Origin of the sequence: Paenibacillus spongiae (assembly GCF_024734895.1) — a bacterium.
Lineage (GTDB): Bacteria > Bacillota > Bacilli > Paenibacillales > Paenibacillaceae > Paenibacillus_Z > Paenibacillus_Z spongiae.
The window spans coordinates 6797566-6817513 of sequence record NZ_CP091430.1 but is presented as its reverse complement, the minus strand read 5'-3'; the positions used below and the strand labels follow the sequence as shown (position 1 = coordinate 6817513).

Below are 19948 nucleotides of genomic sequence, written 5' to 3'. Positions count from 1 at the left end.
GAGCAAATCGGATACGGTTTACGCTCGATGAAAAGCAGTAGGAGGAATACGAGATCGATTTGCCGTAAAGCGGAGGGTGTCAGCTGCTGCAGCATTATTACTCGCAGAATGATTCACATATCCCGATTCAAATCGCGATGACGATTGATGGCCAATCACCGTGATTCGACCGGAAACACAAATACTTAATTGGAGGAGTTAAACGAGGATGAAAACGTATCGCAGGGGATTTAAATGGATCGGCGCTGTATGTGCGGTTATGCTGATGATTGCGATGCTAGCGGCTTGCGGCGGGAACAACGCGAGCGAAGAACCGGGATCCGGAACGGAAACGAACAGCGGGACGGCCAACGAGCTCAATGAGGGAAAGGATGGCGGTGAACCTGCCGTCAATCTGGCTGATCTGAAAGGCGAGGTTAAGTTACTGACTGTTTGGGGCGGAATGTATACAGAACATTTTGCCAAGGTGTTCGAAGACTTTAATAAAGATTATCCGAATATCAAAGTCACGTTTATGGAGCAGACGACCGCAGATCTCGCAGCACTCATCGCTGCTGGCGAGATTCCGGATGTGATTTCATCGAACGCTCTAGCCGCCGACTTGCGCAAAGATAGTATGATCGAGGATTTGACGCCTTACCTGAACAAGAGTCCCGATATTACGCCCGAGCTCTATTACGAGCCGGCCTATAAGCGATCCGTCGATTCTACCGGGGCTGTATGGGCACTGCCGGTCTCGGTTGACCCGAACTTTGCGCTAGCGATCAATAACGACGTTCTGGAGCAATACGGGTTCACGGAGCTGCCGGAGATCAATTCACTGCAGGAGTTAGGCGATTTTCTAAAAAAATTCTGGGTAACAGAGAACGGGGAGCAGGTGATGACGACGTTCGCCCCGAATGAGATTTACGGGGGTAACAACAGCTTGATTACGATGGCTTATCTGAACGGCGCGGATGCGTCCAACTACTTCAACGAGGCGGAAAATAAAGTTACTTACAATGATCCGGTCATTGTCGAGGCGCTGCAGTGGATCGTCGATTTCAAACGGGAGAACATCGACGATGAGCGGATGGCCAAATTACATTCCACCTTGCCGGAAAATACCGGAAGACTCTTGGCGGGTAAATCGCTGATGGAGCCGCATGTAACGCCACTCTTGTGGGGATTTCTGGAGCTAAACCCGGATCTGACAATCGCGCCGATGCCGATGGAATCGCTGTGGATCGGAGGATGGTCGTTCTCGCTGACGACGGCCGGCAAGAAAGAAAATAAAGAGGCTGCGTGGGCGCTGTTGAAATGGATGACCTCGTCGAAGGCCGGGGCCGAATCGTTTCAGAAGCATTTAGGCTGGATTTCGGGCATCAAGGATAACCCGTATCTCGAAGCCAAAGCGGAGACAGATCCGGTTATCGCTTTCGCATTACAGGTGCTCAAGAATACGCCGAAGCTGCCGCCTTACATTCCGGTTGACAACGCCAAAGAGTTCGACACGAAATGGGCGGAAGTGATGGCCGGCACGCTCGAACCGAAGGCGTTCCTGGATCATATGACCACCTTCACCCAAGCTTTGCTGGACGAACAGAAGAAATAGACGGCGTCGGAAGAAGAGGGCATCCCTAATGTGTTCACAACGACGAAAGTGCTGAATACGATCGAGATCCTAACGGCCATTGGATCCAGGAGAGAGAAGTCCTGCGTTGCACCTTTAATGGTGCAACCGTCTGAACTGGAAACAGTAACACGCTTATGATAAACTGAATATATTAACGGCCCCTTGGGAAAAATAAAACCCGGATGCGCTAACATCCGGGCTGTGCATCACAGTAACCCTCCAAGGGGGCTGGCTCACAGGTCTATATGGACGAAATAAACCGCCGCATACTTACCAGGTAGCAGGACGGTTTATTTCTTTTTGTGGTTTAACGCAAGGACGATCGTGACCGTTAGTGCGATCATCGATACAATTAAGCTGCCGAATTGTATCATCAACCCTTAGTACGTCCTTTGCTTCCACAGGCCTCACCACCAGTCTCCTGTGTGGATTAGCCAACCGCCTTGCCGAGCCATCTTGATTGCACACGAAAATTAAATCATGGTATTGGACAAGATAACCAGAAACCAACAACGCTTTAACGCTTTACTTCAAAAAATCAGTGTTTACGCTTACGTTGAAAAATATCTATTTATTGGGAACTGCCGCGGTGAATATTTTGCTAGATTCTTTGATGTCCGTAGAGAGTGCAGCAAATGTAACGGCCATCGGATCCAGGACTACTGATTGTTAGGACCATGATTCCGTAGTGGTAGTATGTATCTATTTTCTTTATTTTTTACAAACGGACTATTAAAAATTATATCACACTGATCTGGATTTAAAGCCGGAACACGATCTGTCCGTGTCGGAGTATACATCAGGTTGTTGGGGTCATTCGAGTGTGCTGGACCGAGTAATACGTGGCCAAGTTCATGAGTGAGCGTATACCGCCCTGCATCTGCAGTGACGAAAGCAGCGGCTCTCCCCCCCCGGAAAAACTCCACCACAACCGACCTTATCATCTCCAAGTCGGTGAACATAGTAGGCCACAATATCATACTGATCCTCACACAATCCCCTATAATTTAGCAAGAGTTGTGTGTGGGGCCCTGTCGCCCCCCCCCACAAATAAGCTCGAGGTCCTGCAGGTCATTCTCCTTGTAGTCCTCTCCCGGATACCAATAACTGCCCGGCTTTTCCCCTTCTGGTGAAAAGAGAGTGATTACTTGATGGGGTGTCAGCCGCAAAGCCGCGGTACCTGTAATTTAACCTATGAGTTCACACCCCAAGTGCGTTTCATACCATTTTACGGATTTTTCGAGATCTACGATAGGGATTCCGAGATCCAATCCTTTTACATGATTCATCCTGTTAGCCTACCTTTCGCAAATTAGATAGACAATGCATAATTTGTACGGTGAATCCTTCAATTTACTTTCATGATATAGATGCCATTGAAGAATGCAAACCTGACTTCTTCTAAATAAATATTATTTCCCACCTGCAAGGTGCAGACTGCTCCGTGGTGCATTGAACTAACGTGTCCCGTTAGTTAAGCGATTACGGTTGAGTTATTTTGATGCCACACTGAGAAAAATAATTTCGTTATTAATTCCTGTAACTAATATTTATTGCGCAACGGGGAGATAGCTCAATAAAATAGCAAAAGGATCCACCGCCGCGGTGGGTCACACGGGTTTTGTACAGATCTACTGCTAGGAGTGAACGGGCAGAAGATAATAGGTTTTGATTCGGTATTCGCCGCGACCGCTTGGAACTGGATCGATCCTGAAGTTCGGTACACCAAGGCATGGCAGGTTCTTCGTCCTGACGGGCACTTGGCTTTCTGGAATGCGACCCACGTTTTCCCGATGGTGGAGACCCCTTTTTTCGTGAAATTCAAACCGTTTACGATGAGCTGGGCGAGGGTAAAAGCAGCAGATAGCTCGACGTTTTTCCAAGGCGTTATGCGGCAGGATCGGAATGACACCCTCGGAATACCCGACCATAAAACGCAAAGCCAACCCCGCAAAAACGCAGGGAAAACCTTCCAACTCAGCCGATTTCGTAACCCGACCCCGACTTTCAACGTATAGAAATGTAAACCTAATCCCTTTTAGGGGTTCTTGTTTAACAACAACAGAAGTCGAGGGAGCTGTCCTATGAATGAGGAAATTACGCTTCAAGCGGATCTGTGGTATCGGCTGGCCGAGCGAAAGGCGGCTCAATATTTTGCAATGCTATACGAGCAGGTCCAGGAAAAAACCTATGTACCTGCTTTGACAAAAGACTTTCAATTGTGGAAAAAAAGCCATAGGGGCAGCAATTCGCTACTGTCCTTTTTCTCACAAGCCATTCGAAAACCGGATTCCCGGGATTATCACAACTATATACGCTGGCTGATCCATACGGGCAAATTGGATGGTTACCTGGATCGTAGCGTCTCCTATATTTTCATGCGGGATTTGGGCAAGTTACTGAATGCTCCCGCCACCCAAACCCGGATTCAGCAGGTAGTCGCCGACGTCAAAAGCTACTTGATTCGTTCCACGGCGGCAAACGGGAGGGCAGAGCCGGAGTTTATGAGCTTGGCCGGGCTGTACCGTTGGGCCCGGAAGGAAGGGATAGAAACCGCCGTAATCTGGGTAATCGACAAGCTAAAAACCGTTTCCGCGCACATTCCGAAGGAAATGAACGCTGAGCACTCGCTGCGCAAGCTAATCAAAATCATTACCGGAGTTGTTCTGCATGTCATCGAAGAGATGGGCGACCATACACCGCCTGCGGAGCGTGCGCGCAGACTGGATGAAGCGATTCGGCTCGGGTATTCGTACGGCTTGACATATCCTTTTATTGACGATTTGCTTGATTCCCCCGTCTTAACCGTTCGTGAAAAAGAACAGTATGGCCGCATGATCCGAACCTCTCTTCTCACCGGAACCGTGCCGGAACTTGGGAAATTGACCGAACCGAACAAGGAAATGATCCGGTACGTTCACGCCGAGCTTCGGGACGCTTACGCGTTTATTAAGAGGCATCAGCGACCGGAAACGCAGCGCCTTTTTTTCGAACAGTCCTATATATTTTTTCATGCCCAGGATATGGACCGGACAAAGGAGCTCTCGAATCCGGACTACACGAACGAAGAGCTGTATGTGCCGATTATATTGAAATCCGCCTTTTCCCGGCTGATTGTCCGGTCTGTCATTCATGCCCCTGCGGACGAAGGCTTCGACCAGCGAACCTTTTATTACGGCATCTATAACCAGCTTGCCGACGATTTTGCGGATATGTTTGAAGATATGAAGGCCGGGGCGGTGACGCCCTTTACGTATTATTTGACCTACGGCGGCCAGCGTCCGGACTTGATCAATCCCTTTGAGCTGTATTGGGCGGTCATCTCGCATTTGATCCATCACGTGTATGACGCCGACGCCAAAACCCGGGAAGTGATTCTCGACCGTGCCGTCAACGGTTTAAAACGATGCAGGCAGCGCGTAGGCGCGGAAACGTATAACGAAATCGTAGGCGTATTCGCCTCCGGAATTCCGGAATTCAATCGACTTGTCCAGCAAATGGTCAGAAGAGCGGACGATGTGAATTTTTTCGACAAGCTGCTCCGGGATCAGATGGTGACCGTTCTGAAAAACGACCGGAGAGAAAAGCAGCAGTTTCTTGATAAGGTCAAAACGGTCCGCCAACAAATCGACAGTCTGCTGCTCATTCTGAAGCAAGACGGGATTCCGCCGATGAAGGAGGCGTTGATCGACTCCGCCAATTACAGTCTCGAAGGGGGCGGCAAACGACTGCGGCCCATATTGGCCTGGGTCATGGGAGTCGAGGAATACGGGCTTCAGCCAGCCGCGATCGCTCCGCTGCTGAGATCGTTGGAATATATGCATACGGCCTCCCTGATCTTCGACGATTTGCCGTCGCAGGACAACGCGTCCGTCCGCAGAGGGCGTCCAACCCTGCACGAGGTGCACGATAGCGCCACCGCGGAATTGACCGGCCTGTTTCTGATTCAAAAGGCGGTAGAAGAACAGGCTTCCCTGGACGGGTTTGATGCCAAAGTCGTGGTGGCCCTGATGCAATATTCATCCCAAAGGGCGGGGGATATGTGTGCGGGCCAGGCGATGGATTTGCAATCCAAAGGAAAAGTGCTGACACTGGAGCAATTGAACAGCATATGTTTTTACAAAACCGGAATCGCCTTTGAGGCATCGCTGGTCATGCCGGCCATTCTCGCTAAAGCCGAGGAGGCGGAGATTGCTGGTTTAACCAAATTTGCCTATCATGCGGGCATTGCCTTTCAGATCAAGGATGACCTGCTTGATGCGGAAGGGGATCTGCATGTACTTGGGAAACCCGCCGGCAAAGACATTGAAAACAACACCTCGACTTTCGTGACTGTCCTAGGCAGGGAGGGCGCCAAAAAAGAGATGTGGGAGCACTACTGCCTCGCCATGAAGAAGCTGAAACAGCTGCCGCGCAATCCCGTATTTTTGAAACATTTGCTGACTTATATCATTAGCCGGGATTGTTGACGGTTTACTATTGGTCATGGAAAGCGGGAATGAGTTGCCGGAACCGTCGGCGGCCGCGCCGGAAGGGAGTGTTCCGGGGAAGAGCAGAGCTGCAGCTGGACGCCGCGACCAGTCCCGGACGGACCGATTCGGGCCGCAACCGACTGCGTCAGCCCGGAGCGTTCCGGATTCGGCCGGGCGTACTAAAGATGAGATAACAGAGCTTGATTTATTCAAGGAAAACTTGCCTTCAATCAAGTATCTAAATCAGTTTATGGCCTCAGATAAGATCGTCATCGGGTGGAATGGAGCAGATTGCAGCGGGCAATCTGCTTTTTTTTGTACAGCTAAAAAAAGTCGCGCCAAACTGTCCCATTACCGTAGGAAACAATGTATGGATTGGGGGGAGGAGTGTCTATATTACCAGGGGTTACTATCGGAGACAATACGATTATTGGAGCCGGCAGCGTCGTTACTAAGAATATACCATCAGGGGTAATCGCTACAGGGAATCCGTGCCGAGTAATTCGAGAAATTACTGAAGCGGATAAAGATAGATACCCGCGGTTTAATTCTAAATAAGAGCAAATCATATAGCGTACCGGATCCGCGTTTATCGCGGATTTTTTATTATAAGAGATGAATGGAGGAGAAAAGCCATGTATATTCCTGCACATTTTCACATTGATGAAATAAAAGTCGCTTACGACATTATCAAAGAACATAGCTTTGCAACACTGATTTCACAACAAAATGGAGTGCCCTTTGCTACTCATTTACCTTTAATTTTGGATAAGGAGAACAAATACTTATATGGGCATTTTGCACGACCGAATCCCCAGTGGAAGGATATTAGCAATCAAATTATCTTAGCCATCTTTCATGGTCCGCATTGCTATATTTCTCCTTCATGGTATGAAACAAATAAGGCTGTTCCAACATGGAATTATGTGACTGTTCATGTATACAGCGAAGTCAAACTTATAGATGATGAAAAAGAGCTAATGGATTCCTTGCATGAAATGGTATTGAAGTATGAAGCCCCTGATAGTTCATATCGATTGCAAGATGTAGACGCAGACTTTATCGCTGGGATGAATAAAGGTATCCAAGGATTCAAAATAAGAATCAACAAGATAGAGGGAAAAGCAAAGCTAAGCCAAAACCATCCAGTGCAGCGGCAAGAACTTGTCATTAATCAACTGGAACGGATTCAGAATGGAGACGAACAGAAGATTGCCTCTCTTATGAAAGCAAAGCTAAAAGAATAATAACTTTAGAATTTTATTAAGATAAAGGGCAGGTTTTGGGGTGTGTGACGCAGCTACGCTAGTGCAATAACACGTCGGGACTCTATAGTCCAATAATGAAAAGGCTTCTGGTGGCAGCCTTTTCTCAACTAGCGGGTAGGCGAGCGTGAACCAATGCCGCGGTAGGAGCATCGCTCTTTGTTAAACTATCGGACAGTTTAACGCAACAAACCCTTCTAATTACTCGTATAGAAAGGAACCATACTTTTGCGGAGGAGGTAATAAATGAAGAATCAATTAAAAAGTAAAGTTATTGTTATTTTAATAATAATAACTTGTTATATCCTATTACTTTTATTTTGGTGGTTATATAATATGGTGAATACTCCAAATCCAATGGATCCGTGACCGATTGTTTATTAAACTAACCCACGGTAGCCCAATAAAAATTGAACCAGGACGAGGCTGCCGGCATGACGGCAGCCTCGTTGAGCTATACCAGCTAATAGCTTGTCAAGATTACCAGCAAAATGAATCTATCTCATGTGATATAGTTAAAATAAGCATGCCAAACAACCCTCCAATTCGCTCTGTTTTGGAAGGCTATACCATTATGTTTTTGTTACGAAAGACGGAATGCCTTTTTACTTTTCAAGATGGCATGGATCCAATGAATCAGCTTGTTTGCACATGCGACCAGAGCCACTTTATGCGGCTTTCCTTCAGCCCTCTTGCGTTCATAAAATTCTTTGAGCCGCGTATTGCGGGAACGGATAAGTCCGCACTGGACAGCCATAACTAGCGCATAACGAAGCTGTCGGGAACCACGTTTGGTGATTCGATTCCGAGTTGCTGTGAACTTACCTGAAGCGAACACACTCGGGTCGATGCCTGCAAAAGCGACCAGTTTTTTGGATGATCAAATCGGTCGATTTCTCCAATTTCCGATAAAATTGTTGCCGCAATTTTATTGCCAATACCGGGAATCGACTGGATTAAATCATATTCTTCGATTTCTTCAGCCAGAGCATCTATGTTCTGTTCCAACTCAGTAAGATGCTCCTGGTACTGAGGAATGAGGGTGATGAGTACGTTTAAATTGATCAAGTGGCTGGAGTACATCGTTTGCTAACCCCTATAGGTTCTTCTTGCCGCTCCATAGCATCGCTTGTTATACGGGATCACACGTCCCAACCAGCCTCAATCATGGTTATGACAAGTAGGGGGGAACATTATAGCGCTCGGGATCAAGTCCCACGGGCAGTTACGTTCGACCCGGCTGCCTTAATCCTTAAAGAAAATGAAAAAAGGATCGACCAGAAAGAACTGGTTGATCTCATAATACGAACGGGCAGTTTAACGCAACGACAGGGGGACTTCAGCAAAAATAGCTCGACAGCCTTTTGCGTGGCTACCGAGCTTTTTCTACCTAAACCGATTCAATCAGACTTACCCACTTGAGTTACCAGTATAACCTCCACCATTTGAATTTCCAGTGTAGCCGCCACCTTGGCTTGGAGCGGTGTGCGTTCCCTCTTCTCCCGGCTCCATCTCACATTCACCCACACATTCGCCTTCGTCACTGCCGCCGTCCTTGCCACCGTCACTGCCGCCGTCACTGCCGCCGTCATTGTTCTCCATCCAACCACGTTTTGGGCCGTAAAAGACTGCCTCATCACTGCTCACCTTTAAAAGGTTGAAGCCTGTTTTTGCTATTGTCCAACCAAGCATCTCTTTAGGAGCGTCGTACAGAATCACACCCTCATTTTTATCGATTTGTGAACTGTTAATCGGAAGAAAAACGTACTCCTCTTCGAGGTATTCTGGAGTTGCTTTTGCAATCAGTACAATTCCTTTATAATCACCAACGGTAGTTTCTGGCCCTTCGGTCATCTTCACTAATTCATCTTTGTTTAAAGATGTGACGGGAAACGGAGTTAAATAATCTCCTTCTCCAGGAGGTACGGGCTTGAACCTGCCCTCATCGAACATTGCAGATACAATACTGGCACTCAAAACAAACATCAAAACTGCTGTAGCAAGCACCATTCTTATCATTTTCTTCATGTAAATCATCCCTTTCTTAAATTCCTTAAATTTAATATAGAGTACCTTTGAAAAAGTGAGGAGGATGAACTTTTTTCACCCTCCCTGTTTGTAACCGAAATCCGAAGCAATCCCAAGAAAAACAAAGAAATATTTTGTGTAGAAGTCTATTCAGCTAACAGGAACGTTAGTTGAACGAAATACCTTGTTTTTATTGAACTAACGGGTAACGTTTGTTTAAAGGCAGATGACACAGACTTGAATGACAAAAAGGCTGCAGCTAGTTAGTGGCTGCAGCCCCCTGATTCGTATCGATTAAATATCCAATTTACGCGTTCCAATCCATTTTACCATTTCAGGATCACGATGTGAAAAGAACAGGCTCTGTTTCGTATCTAACGCAGCAATCGACTCCATATCCTCTTGTTCTAATTCAAAATCGAAAATATTGAAGTTTTCGATCATTCTTTCTTTGCGAACCGATTTTGGAATCACGACGACTTCTCTTTTTGTCAACCAACGTAAAACCACCTGAGCAACGGATCTATTATATTTTTCAGCTATAGGTACCAGAACCTCATTCTGGAACAAGTTATTTTTCCCTTCTGCAAAAGGCGCCCAGGATTCGATCTGAACATTATGCTCTTTCATAAATTTTGCATTTTCGATTTGTTGGTTGAATGGGTGTGTTTCAACCTGGTTTACGGCAGGAGCCACTTCGTTATGAAGCATCAAATCGATCAGACGATCCTCATGAAAGTTGCTGACGCCAATTGCCCGTACCTTACCTTCACGATACAATTCTTCCATCGCGCGCCAAGAGCCGTAAACATCTCCATACGGTTGATGAATTAAATACAAATCCAAATAATCCAATTGCAATCGCTTCAGTGATTTTTCGAATGCTTTTTTTGTACGATCATATCCGGTATCCTGAACCCAAAGTTTCGTAGTGATAAATAACTCCTCTCTTACCACGCCGCTACGTTTGATCGATCTGCCAACTGCTTCCTCATTTAGATAAGAGGCAGCGGTATCAATCAGCCGATACCCCGCCATAATAGCGTCATAAACGCTTTGTTCACATTCATTTTCATCCTGAATTTGAAAAACACCAAAACCAAGTAGAGGCATCTTAACACCATTGTTCAAAGTTACTTTTTGCATATAAAATCCTCCGGTTTTTAATGATTATGTGCAAATTTCATATCTTTATTATGCACCAGATGACAAAGCGATCGTTATCCCATTCGTATCAGATGTTTGCCTAATCCTCTCACTGCCACTTATTTGACAGATAAATATGGACTATAATCGAACTATAAAGGTTGACGGTACGGGGAGGATCAAATGTCTAAAATAATCACACAGCAGAATGAACTTGCAAGAATCATTGAACGTTATTTAGAAGAGGACGGAGTTCAAAGAACTGCTATTCCGTCCCTATTTATTATGCGTCGTTCAAATGCGACCGGGCCAAGTCATGGAGTATACAACCCTTCTTTTTGTATGGTTGTACAAGGGGAGAAGGAGGTATGGCTAGCAAAGGATCGCTTTAACTATAGTCCTGCTGAATACCTAGTGGCGTCTGTTCACTTGCCAGTTACCGCCCAAGTCACTGAAGCCACACCCGATGCACCATATTTAGGACTCAGGCTTGAATTTTCACCGAGTCAAATCTTAAAGGTTTTACATGACTCTGAACTTCGAGCTATCACGAAAGAAAATCCTAAACGAGCTATGTTTGTTAGCCATATTGAATCATCATTATTGGATGCGGTCATCAGATTAGCCCGTTTGTTAGATCATCCTGTAGATATTCCTATGCTTGCTCCGCTATATACGGAGGAAATTCTTTATAGGGTGCTGCAAGGTCAGAATGGGGACATTTTAAAGGGAATAGTGTTGGAAGAGAGTTCAATCCGCCAAATCAGAGATGTTATTGAACATATCATGAATAATTTCAATCATGCTTTTCGGATCGAGGAGCTTGCAGAAATAGCGAATATGAGTATTTCATCGTTTCATCGACACTTTAAAGAAGTAACGGCCATGAGTCCTATCCAGTTTCAAAAACAAATGAGACTTCAGGAAGCTCGGCGTCTATTATTAACCGAGTCTGCAGATGCCTCTGATGTTGCATATCGAGTAGGTTATGAAAGTACTTCCCAATTCAGCCGCGAGTATTCCAGAATGTTTGGATTTCCGCCTATACAAGATATCAAGCGTCTTAAAGCATAAACGAAAATCAGTCCGTACATGGAAATTTTTACATTCCACAAAGCATGCCGCCTTGGCCGGCTTTTTTTTTGCTTCGGTTGTAAGTGAAAAAACTCTGGTCTATTTTTAATTTTTATAGGTACAAACCGTTACAAGAAAATCAGAAGAGAAATAGATTGTAAATGGGGGTCGTATTGTCGACCGGAAACAGGCATCGGTTTTTACGCTGGCCAAAAGTGAAGAAGCTCCTGTCTTAGATTTATTACTCCAATTCGGAGAAATAAGGTGGTTGAATGAACCAAAAGGTGATGATTGTTGCGGCGCATCCGGATGATGAAATACTGGGAGCAGGAGGGGCTATTAAAAGGTTAATTGACGAAGGATGTGAGGTTGTTTCTGTAATATTGACGAAAGGGAGGAAGGAAGAGGAGGACAAACTGCCGAACTTTGCTGCTCAGGCGAATAATCATCTGGGAATCAAAGAGGTAATTATCTTGCAGCTTCCCACTCAAAAATTAGATGCCCTACCCCTTCTAGAAATTATCCAAAAGCTAGAAGCTTTGTTACCAAAGTATGAACCCGATATTATTTTTACTCATCATTACGGCGATATGAATCGTGACCATCGGATTACGTTTGAAGCGGTTATGACCGCGGCGCGTCCGATCCCTGGGAAAAAACAGATTGAAATTATATGTTTTGAGACGGTCTCCTCTAGCGAATGGACGCAATATACAGACGATAAAACCTTTAAACCTAACTACTATGTCAATATTGAGGATACGATCGAAGAGAAAATTAAGGCCCTTCAATACTATGATATAGAAATGCGGCCTTTTCCCCATCCGCGTTCGTATAAAGGGATCAGATTTTTAGCACGAATACGGGGGATGACCGTTGGCGTACAGTATGCTGAAGCGTTTGAAATCATAAGGAAGATATGGAAGTGAGTCATATTGGGGATTAAAGTCAGCATTATCATGCCGTCGTATAATCGCTACCCGCTTAATCTTCTAAGCTTGTATGCTTTGGAATACCAGAAATTCGACCTGTCCAAGATGGAAGTGATCCTCGTCGATGACGCTTCAAGTGACGACACGCCGCTGCTGGAAACATATAATCCTCCCTACTCTTTTAAATACGTACGTAACAAGAAAAGAAGAGGCGTCTCCTATTCCAGAAACCAAGGACTGAAGAAAGCTAAGGGAGGCATCATTATTTTTTTGGATGCCGAAATGGTTGTTGACCCGAAGTACGTAGAGTATAACTACAGGCATCATCTCACCAATGAGCAGGCTGTTGTATTTAATATGGGGGGAATGAAGGTATACTCTTATCTTTTTCCTGAGTTTAACACAGAACAAATGAATGGGGTTCGTCACTTTGCCAAGATTAACCCGTCGGCGGGTGACAGGTTGAAGTTGTATAGGCAACAAATTATGGATCCCTCGAATATCGCAAACTATATCAAGAGGATAAAAGAACCTGTTCCATTGTTAGATAAAAAAAATATGAAGAGCTTTTCACAAATAAAGCCATTTGTCGTCAGAAGCCCTTTCGCTGCTAAATTACACAAAATGGGAGGGGATATAGAGAGGTGCCACTTGCCTTGGTTGGTTTGCGGAGGAAATATTTCCCTTAAGAAAGCTGTAATTGACGCAGTTGGGGGCTACGATGAGGACTTTACAGGCTGGGGAGCAGAAGACACGGAATTTGCCTTTAGACTCCATAAAGCCGGCATCAAATTTGTTATTGATCCCGATTTAACGCGTTATCATCAAGAACATCCGGTTCTTCCCACTAAGAAATCAGAAGCTAAAAAAAACAGGGTTTTACTCAGGAAGAAACATCCTGTTTTTGACACTTACCTTGTATCCGTGCATAAAATCTACGGAATCAAGTATAAATTTATGAATGAATGCGTTAAGCATTATTACTCTCTAAACAGAAAGTTCCCCGGGAGGTATAAAGAGTTCAATGAAGCGCTGGTCCTAATGCTACGTCAAAGCTTCATCCTCCAGTCGCAAAACAAAAGGATTCGCAAGCTATTGCGCAAATCCGGCCTTGAAGCCGATCCGAGCGCAAAAAAACTCATATTTTCACAACGCGATGAAATCCTCGCCTCTGGCAAATATAGAAGTTTAGTCAAGTTATTCGATATCCTGTCCAAAACGTAAAAGAGCTTCCCCCGAACGAGATCCACGGAATCACCGCTGGGTTAGGCCCTCTCACGGCTTAATATCAGCGGTGTTTTTTTCGTGAACTGAAGATGTCATGAAATGAAATTTAGGAGGATAGAAATATTCAGGTAGCGCGCAATAACAGGGACATAGACCGTGCCATTATAGATGGAATTTTAATATTTTAATACAGATCCAAAAAAGGCGTGGGTTGCGTTTAGGAGGAGATGTCGGTGCAACACGAACACCCTGCAGTTGTCCTATGTCTGAGTGCCAATGGCATTGGCGTCGTACGAAGTTTAAGGCGTAAAGGAATCTCGGTTTATGCTTATGATATTAAGGAAAGATACCAACTCGGAAGAACACGACACGCGGTATGTGGAATTTGTCCTCACCCTACTTACAATCAGGAAGAGCTGCTTACTTTCCTTATCCGTTTGGGAGAAAGCCTTGGCAAGAAAGCCGTGCTTTATGCGGCGTCAGATGATTTTGTTTACTTTATCTCCAAATTTAGAGAATCATTATCTGGTTTATATTCTTTTTTGCTGCCGGATCACACCTTGATCGAAGCGGTACTCGATAAAAGATTAACTTATGAATTAGCCCGGAAGCATAACATTCCTTGCCCGAAGACGTACATTATTAATCATGAAGATCAACTTGAATCATTAAGTAATGAGCTTACCTTTCCCTGTATTTTGAAGCCGGTGTTTTCAGACGATTATCGTAAGAGATTAAATAAAAAAGCAATCATCATAGAAAAAGCTGAAACATTGCAACAAGAATATAGGATTTATAGACAATATGGTGAGCTTCTCATCCAAGAGCTTATCCCTGGGAATGAGGACCAACTTTATGGCGTAGGAGCCTTTTTTGACGAAAAGATGAATTTAATCGGTTTATTTACTTCGAAAAAGCTTCAGCAATTCCCCCCTTATTTTGGATCTGCCTCTCTTATGCTTAGCACAAGGGAAGAAACATCCACGGAACTTGGTATTGCTTTCTTGGAAGAGTTGCAATTTAAAGGTTTTGGAAAATTAGAATTTAAAAAAGATCCGCGGGACGGGGTTATGAAATTTCTCGAAATTAATGCGAGAACATGGTTGTCCCACAGTTTGTCGACTGCGTGTGGTGTGAATATCTGTTATTTATATTACTTATCCATGACAGGACAAGATCCACAGCCGATAACCAATCAAAAAGAAGGCATCAAATGGGTCTATTTGGTTCGGGATTTTCTTTCATTTCGCCAAAAAGAAAAAAATGGGGAAATGACCTTTTGGGAATGGATAAAAAATTTATCTGGAAAAAGAGAATACGCGCTGTTTACTTGGGATGATCCAATGCCTTTTTTCCGCATTACCTTCAATCATTTGTATAATGCATGGAAAAGCAGAAGGGAGCAAAGAAAACGTACCGGTAAACGTTAATAGATTGGGAGGGAGAAAATGAAGGACGATCAACCAATCTCAACAGATATTTTAGTAGTAGGCGCCGGTAACGCTGCCATGTGCGCTGCTCTGGCGGCGCGCGAGAGCGGTGTTGAAGTTATTGTTTTGGAAAGGGCGATGGAAAAGGACCGTGGCGGGAATAGTGCGTTTTCTGCGGGCGCGTTCAGGTTTGCTTACAATGGGATAGAAGATTTAAAGACATTGATGCCTGGCTTGACACAGGAGGAAATAGAGAATACGGATTTCGGCTCTTATCCTGAAGAACACTTTATCAACGACATGTTTCGAGTAACACAATCCAGATGTCATCCGGAGCTAACGAGAAAATTAACGAAGGAAAGTCTCTCTACTATACAATGGATGCAAGCAAAGAATGTGCCGTTTGTACCCATATATGGCCGGCAAGCCTTTAAGGTGGATGGAAAATTAAAGTTTTGGGGCGGACTAACCGTAGAGGCTGCAGGAGGAGGCGCCGGATTAATGAAGGCGCTGCATGAAACTGCCAACAAGGAAGGGGTTACCATGCTATATGAGGCTCAAGCCACGTCCTTGCTATCAGGCGAGCAAGGGGTGTATGGCGTCAGCCTTAAACGAAGAGGAAAGACAACAAAAATCTATGCAAAGTCAGTTATATTGGCATGCGGAGGTTTTCAGGCCAATTCAGCAATGCGCACGCGTTTTCTCGGACCCGGATGGGAGTTGGCAAAAGTCCGCGGGACCCGTTACAATACCGGGGATGGCATCCGCATGGCTTTAGATATTGGCGCCATGCCTTATGGACATTGGTCCGGCTCCCATTCAGTCTGTTGGGATCGCAATGCTCCGGAATTTGGAAATTTGACCACAGGCTCCGGATTTCAAAAACACGGCTATCCTCTAGGGATTATGGTTAACGCGAATGGAGAGCGTTTTATTGATGAAGGCGCCGATTTCCGCAACTATACTTATGCAAAATACGGTCGTGAAATTTTGACTCAGCCCGGTCAATTTGCGTGGCAAATTTTTGACCGGAAAGTTGCTCATCTACTAGGGAATGAGTATCGCAGCGATCTCGTAACAAAAATAAAGTCAAATACATTGGAAGAGTTAACCGCAAAAATGGAGGGAGTAAATTTTGAAACTTGCCTGAAGACAATTAAGAAATTTAATTCTGCCGTTCGTACTGACATTCCGTTTAATCCAACAATTAAGGATGGCCGCTGTACAGTGGAGCTTCATGTGCCAAAATCCAATTGGGCCAATACGATCGAGGATGGCCCTTTTGAAGCGTATGCGGTTACTTGCGGAATTTCATTCACTTTTGGCGGATTAAAAATTAATTCGAAGGCGGAAGTGCAGGATACAGGGCACAACTCAATTCCAGGATTATACGCAGCAGGAGAACTGGTGGGAGGATTGTTTTATTTTAACTATCCCGGTGGAGCCGGCCTCATGGCAGGGTCGGTTTTCGGGAGAATTGCGGGTGAGCAAGCGGCAGAGCATGCAATAAGACGTAAGTCAACATCGAAGTAAAAAACATCTCTTGCTTTGCGGTACACCCCCTAAAATAGAGATTAGAAAAAATGGGTTAATCTAAACTGAAGTGTACCCCATTAACCTAAAATCCGAGAAGTCCCCCACCTCTAAACTTCCTAACTCACGTAGTGAGCGTGTAGGTGAGGGATGAATCGGTGCTTTTAGTATTCTGTTTGCCGACAAATATACGAACGTACATTCCTTTTTTGTGGTATAATCAACGAATAGGGGTGATCACGTGAATAAGGCTTTTCGGTTCAGAATCTATCCCACAACAGAGCAAGAAACGATGATTCGTAAAACATTTGGCTGTGTTCGGTTTCTCTACAATCGGATGCTGGCTGAACGTCAAGTCAAGTATGAATATTATAAAGCAGATAAACAGCAACTGAAGCGGCAGAGGTATCGGACACCAGCAGCGTTCAAGATGGAGTTCGACTGGCTGCTAGAAGTGGACAGCCTCGCCTTGTGCAATGCGGAGCTAAACCTGAAGACCGCCTTCCGGAACTTCTTTCGGGACAAGCTCATGGGGTATCCGAAGTTCAAAAGTCGGAAAAACCCGGTTCAGAGCTACACAACCAATAATCAGAAGGGGACGGTTCGAATCGCAGCAGACGGGAAGCATGTCCGTATCCCTAAACTGGGTGAGATCCGAATCAAGCTCCACCGGCAAATTCCGGATGGACATGAAATCAAATCGGCAACGATCAGCCGCAATTCAAATGGGAAATACCACATTTCGATCCTGACCGAGTATGCGGCAGACATCGAACATACGATCCCCCGTCGTGAAAAAGTACTGGGTCTGGATTATAGTTCAAAGACGTTATATATCGACCATACCGGCACATCCGCAAACTATCCGAGATATCTGCGTCAGATGGAAGTTCGGCTGAAGCGAGCACAGAGAGTCCTCTCCAGAAGGGAAAAGGGTGGGTCGAACTGGAAGAAGCAAAAACTTCGGGTAGCCCGTCTCCATGAGAAAGTATCCAACCAACGGAAAGATTTCCTGCACAAAGAGAGTCGGCAGCTGGCTGAATCTTGGGATGCAGTCGTTGTGGAAGATCTGAACATGAAAGCCATGTCCCAATCCCTATCTCTTTCGAAAAGCAACGATGGATAACGGAAACGGCATGTTTAGGGCGTTTCTTGGGTATAAGCTGGCCGAACGTGGTAAGCCGCTTGTTCGGATCGATAAATGGTATCCTTCGAGCAAACTTTGCAGAACGTGTGGCACGATCAACACGAAACTGACACTTAAGGATCGAGTCTGGGTCTGTGAGGGTTGTGGTACCCCCAGCAGAGGGATGAAAATGCTGCCGGAAACATACGGGCCGAAGGGATTAGAATGCTAGGCATGACATAGATGAATAGAGAACCGCCGGGCAGGCGGAGATAGCCCAGTAATGATATCTAAGTTATTAGGTATGTCCTGGGAAGCCCCCACTTCTAGAAGTGGGGGGAGCATGTCACGCAAGGACCATTCGACGCAAGGCAAGACCTCGGACGATGCTGATGTCGTCAAGGGGAGGTTCTTGGAATTCTCCCCAAATGAGCGGATTGTGCAGGTAGTCGAATTCGAGTCTGAGGATCCTGTTTTCGCGGGAGAGATGATCATGACATGGACTTTAACGGCCGTTCCGGAAGGCACCACGGTTACCATAGTTTGCGAGAACGTACCCGAAGGAATACGGAAGGAAGATCACGACGTTGGTTTGAAGTCCACTCTGCAAAATCTCGCTGTCTATACCGAATGACCTGCGCGGTTGGTTCTTTACGCTAACGGGCAGAATCGCATAGGTATTCCTCACAAATAGGCTCTGCGTAACTTGTTTAAAATTTATTATGGAAAAATATCATTGTAATAGTTGTTATGTATATCGGGGTGATATGAATGAGATATATAGTTTGCTGTTACTGGCAATAGTACTTATTTGAAAATTAGGAGGCAGTCATGGAGGGGTTTATTGGATTCTCCGCTATATTTTTCATGCCTATTTATGCCTTAATATTTATTGTGACTTTGATTTCTTCATTGAAAAGAATTAGAAAGAATGAGGAATTAACTGGAATTGAATACGTATGTGGTATTGCATTTGCTCTTTTGTGCAAAGCAAGAATAACTCCTCCGAACAGATTAGAGGGGGTTGTGCTATCTAAATTCATCCGTTATTCCAAGCCCTTATTCTGACCAAGCAACCACTTGGTGACAGTTCGGACAAGTTGTATAGGAAATTACCATTGGGGATACTGATTTATAAGTTTGAAATAGCCTCCTGTGTCGTCCAAGTAGCACTGGCAAATGCTTTATAATTGGTAACGGCAGCTTGAAAATCCTCTTCACTAATTGTTGCGGTGGCATCGTATACAACAGCTGTTTCAAAACCAGTTTCGATTAGATGCCTCATATGTGACTCTACACAAACGTTGGAAAGCACCCCTGCAATAATTATCTTCTCTTTTCTATGTTGTCGTAACTGATATTCCAAGTCATTTGTTTGTGGGCTGGCAACCTTGTGAGGAGTTGCAATGACGGTTCTTCTATCAAAAATATAAGGTTTGAAAGAATGAACAAAATCAGCTCCAAATGACGGTGGTGTGTACGCATTTGCCACTTGATACATTCTAAGACCTAATAGCATCTTTTGTTCATTTCCTGTAAATTGCCAGCCATAATCATGAGGGTATAAATAATGGGGCGATATGAAAAGTTGGTATCCCTTATTCATGGCAGTTCTCATTAATAGTTCAAGGTTTTGTATAGTATTGTTTCGTTCAATAGTTCCTTTAGTCAGATGATAGCCTCTTCCCCCAGGACTCATAAAGTCATTTTGTGGGTCTGTGATTACAATAGCAGTATTATTGGGATGTGGTTTAAACGGCAAATTACTTACCTCCCTCGCAGCATAAGCTTGCGGAAATGTTTGCATCCTGTTCAGGGAAGATAGAGAAGTTGTTTTCTAAAAAAGTTCAGCATTGACACGACAGCTGCACCGAACAAGTACATAGTCATTAAAAACTCTATAGGCATCTATATGTATTTGTAGTTTGTTTGGTTCCCTTTGTTATAGAAATTAGTGTGCAACTTTGACGAATTGTTTCAAGAAGGTATGCTAACGGGTAACATGTGCGCAGGAGCTGCTCTAACGCGGCTCTTTATTGCTCATTGAAGTAACGGGCAGGATAGTTGAATTAAACAAGGACATAATATTACCAAAAAATT

Annotated in this window: 14 protein-coding genes and 3 pseudogenes; 12 read left to right on the top strand and 5 right to left on the bottom strand. The window is 44.8% G+C overall.

From position 1 onward, the window contains the following. Positions 1 to 208 precede the first annotated feature (208 nt). Positions 209 to 1594 (top strand): extracellular solute-binding protein, encoded by a 1386-nt coding sequence (locus L1F29_RS30605; RefSeq protein ID WP_258385778.1) that lies wholly within the window; start codon positions 209 to 211, stop codon positions 1592 to 1594. 311 nt (positions 1595 to 1905) lie between these two features. On the opposite strand, the gene L1F29_RS30600 is transcribed toward L1F29_RS30605, so the two are convergent. Beyond that, the gene (locus L1F29_RS30600; RefSeq protein WP_258389862.1) at positions 1906 to 1959 is read right to left on the bottom strand and encodes a hypothetical protein; all 54 of its coding nucleotides are present in this window, start codon (positions 1957 to 1959) and stop codon (positions 1906 to 1908) included. Between the two features lie 1740 nt (positions 1960 to 3699). Between L1F29_RS30600 and L1F29_RS30595 the strand changes: the two genes are divergently transcribed. From L1F29_RS30595 to L1F29_RS30585, 3 genes and pseudogenes are all read left to right on the top strand, one after another. After that, complete coding sequence (locus L1F29_RS30595; RefSeq protein WP_258385777.1) at positions 3700 to 6084, top strand: polyprenyl synthetase family protein; 2385 nt, start codon at positions 3700 to 3702, stop codon at positions 6082 to 6084. 350 nt (positions 6085 to 6434) lie between these two features. After that, a pseudogene (locus tag L1F29_RS30590) lies at positions 6435 to 6645 on the top strand (DapH/DapD/GlmU-related protein); the annotation flags it as partial. 77 nt (positions 6646 to 6722) lie between these two features. Then, positions 6723 to 7334: an FMN-binding negative transcriptional regulator gene (locus tag L1F29_RS30585; RefSeq protein ID WP_258385776.1), complete on the top strand. Its 612-nt coding sequence runs from the start codon at positions 6723 to 6725 to the stop codon at positions 7332 to 7334. A 601-nt stretch (positions 7335 to 7935) separates the two neighbouring features. Here L1F29_RS30585 and L1F29_RS30580 read toward each other — a convergent pair. The 3 genes and pseudogenes from L1F29_RS30580 to L1F29_RS30570 all read right to left on the bottom strand — a co-directional run. Then, a pseudogene (locus L1F29_RS30580) lies at positions 7936 to 8441 on the bottom strand (IS110 family RNA-guided transposase); the annotation flags it as partial. A 321-nt stretch (positions 8442 to 8762) separates the two neighbouring features. Next, complete coding sequence (locus L1F29_RS30575) at positions 8763 to 9380, bottom strand: hypothetical protein (RefSeq protein ID WP_258385775.1); 618 nt, start codon at positions 9378 to 9380, stop codon at positions 8763 to 8765. A 294-nt stretch (positions 9381 to 9674) separates the two neighbouring features. Beyond that, positions 9675 to 10526 (bottom strand): aldo/keto reductase, encoded by an 852-nt coding sequence (locus L1F29_RS30570; RefSeq protein WP_258385774.1) that lies wholly within the window; start codon positions 10524 to 10526, stop codon positions 9675 to 9677. Positions 10527 to 10709: 183 nt separating this feature from the next. Between L1F29_RS30570 and L1F29_RS30565 the strand changes: the two genes are divergently transcribed. From L1F29_RS30565 to L1F29_RS30530, 8 genes and pseudogenes are all read left to right on the top strand, one after another. Then, complete coding sequence (locus L1F29_RS30565) at positions 10710 to 11600, top strand: AraC family transcriptional regulator (protein WP_258385773.1); 891 nt, start codon at positions 10710 to 10712, stop codon at positions 11598 to 11600. 272 nt (positions 11601 to 11872) lie between these two features. Continuing rightward, positions 11873 to 12529 carry a PIG-L deacetylase family protein gene (locus tag L1F29_RS30560; protein ID WP_258385772.1) on the top strand — a complete coding sequence of 219 codons (657 nt, stop codon included), beginning with the start codon at positions 11873 to 11875 and terminating at the stop codon, positions 12527 to 12529. A gap of 6 nt (positions 12530 to 12535) precedes the next feature. Beyond that, entirely contained in the window at positions 12536 to 13756 is a 1221-nt protein-coding gene (locus L1F29_RS30555; RefSeq protein ID WP_258385771.1) for a glycosyltransferase family 2 protein, read from the top strand. Positions 13757 to 13992: 236 nt separating this feature from the next. Next, positions 13993 to 15189, top strand: coding sequence for a carboxylate--amine ligase (locus L1F29_RS30550; RefSeq protein WP_258385770.1), 1197 nt, complete (start codon positions 13993 to 13995; stop codon positions 15187 to 15189). Positions 15190 to 15207: 18 nt separating this feature from the next. Continuing rightward, complete coding sequence (gene tcuA / locus L1F29_RS30545; protein WP_258385769.1) at positions 15208 to 16722, top strand: FAD-dependent tricarballylate dehydrogenase TcuA; 1515 nt, start codon at positions 15208 to 15210, stop codon at positions 16720 to 16722. A 292-nt stretch (positions 16723 to 17014) separates the two neighbouring features. After that, a pseudogene (locus L1F29_RS30540) lies at positions 17015 to 18091 on the top strand (RNA-guided endonuclease TnpB family protein). Between the two features lie 100 nt (positions 18092 to 18191). After that, positions 18192 to 18482, top strand: a complete 291-nt coding sequence (locus tag L1F29_RS30535) for an SRPBCC domain-containing protein (protein ID WP_258385768.1) — start codon at positions 18192 to 18194, stop codon at positions 18480 to 18482. 197 nt (positions 18483 to 18679) lie between these two features. Beyond that, positions 18680 to 18916, top strand: coding sequence for a hypothetical protein (locus tag L1F29_RS30530; protein ID WP_258385767.1), 237 nt, complete (start codon positions 18680 to 18682; stop codon positions 18914 to 18916). A 64-nt stretch (positions 18917 to 18980) separates the two neighbouring features. Here the strand turns inward: L1F29_RS30530 and L1F29_RS30525 are convergent, their stop codons facing one another. Beyond that, complete coding sequence (locus tag L1F29_RS30525; protein ID WP_256762080.1) at positions 18981 to 19610, bottom strand: cysteine hydrolase family protein; 630 nt, start codon at positions 19608 to 19610, stop codon at positions 18981 to 18983. Between the last annotated feature and the right edge of the window lie 338 nt (positions 19611 to 19948).

Coding starts and splice junctions, on each gene's coding strand:
- L1F29_RS30605 (WP_258385778.1), top strand. CDS start 209: ATGAAAACGTATCGCAGGGGATTTAAATGGATCGGCGCTGTATGTGCG.
- L1F29_RS30595 (WP_258385777.1), top strand. CDS start 3,700: ATGAATGAGGAAATTACGCTTCAAGCGGATCTGTGGTATCGGCTGGCC.
- L1F29_RS30585 (WP_258385776.1), top strand. CDS start 6,723: ATGTATATTCCTGCACATTTTCACATTGATGAAATAAAAGTCGCTTAC.
- L1F29_RS30575 (WP_258385775.1), bottom strand. CDS start 9,380: ATGAAGAAAATGATAAGAATGGTGCTTGCTACAGCAGTTTTGATGTTT.
- L1F29_RS30570 (WP_258385774.1), bottom strand. CDS start 10,526: ATGCAAAAAGTAACTTTGAACAATGGTGTTAAGATGCCTCTACTTGGT.
- L1F29_RS30565 (WP_258385773.1), top strand. CDS start 10,710: ATGTCTAAAATAATCACACAGCAGAATGAACTTGCAAGAATCATTGAA.
- L1F29_RS30560 (WP_258385772.1), top strand. CDS start 11,873: ATGAACCAAAAGGTGATGATTGTTGCGGCGCATCCGGATGATGAAATA.
- tcuA (WP_258385769.1), top strand. CDS start 15,208: ATGAAGGACGATCAACCAATCTCAACAGATATTTTAGTAGTAGGCGCC.
- L1F29_RS30535 (WP_258385768.1), top strand. CDS start 18,192: ATGTCACGCAAGGACCATTCGACGCAAGGCAAGACCTCGGACGATGCT.
- L1F29_RS30530 (WP_258385767.1), top strand. CDS start 18,680: ATGGAGGGGTTTATTGGATTCTCCGCTATATTTTTCATGCCTATTTAT.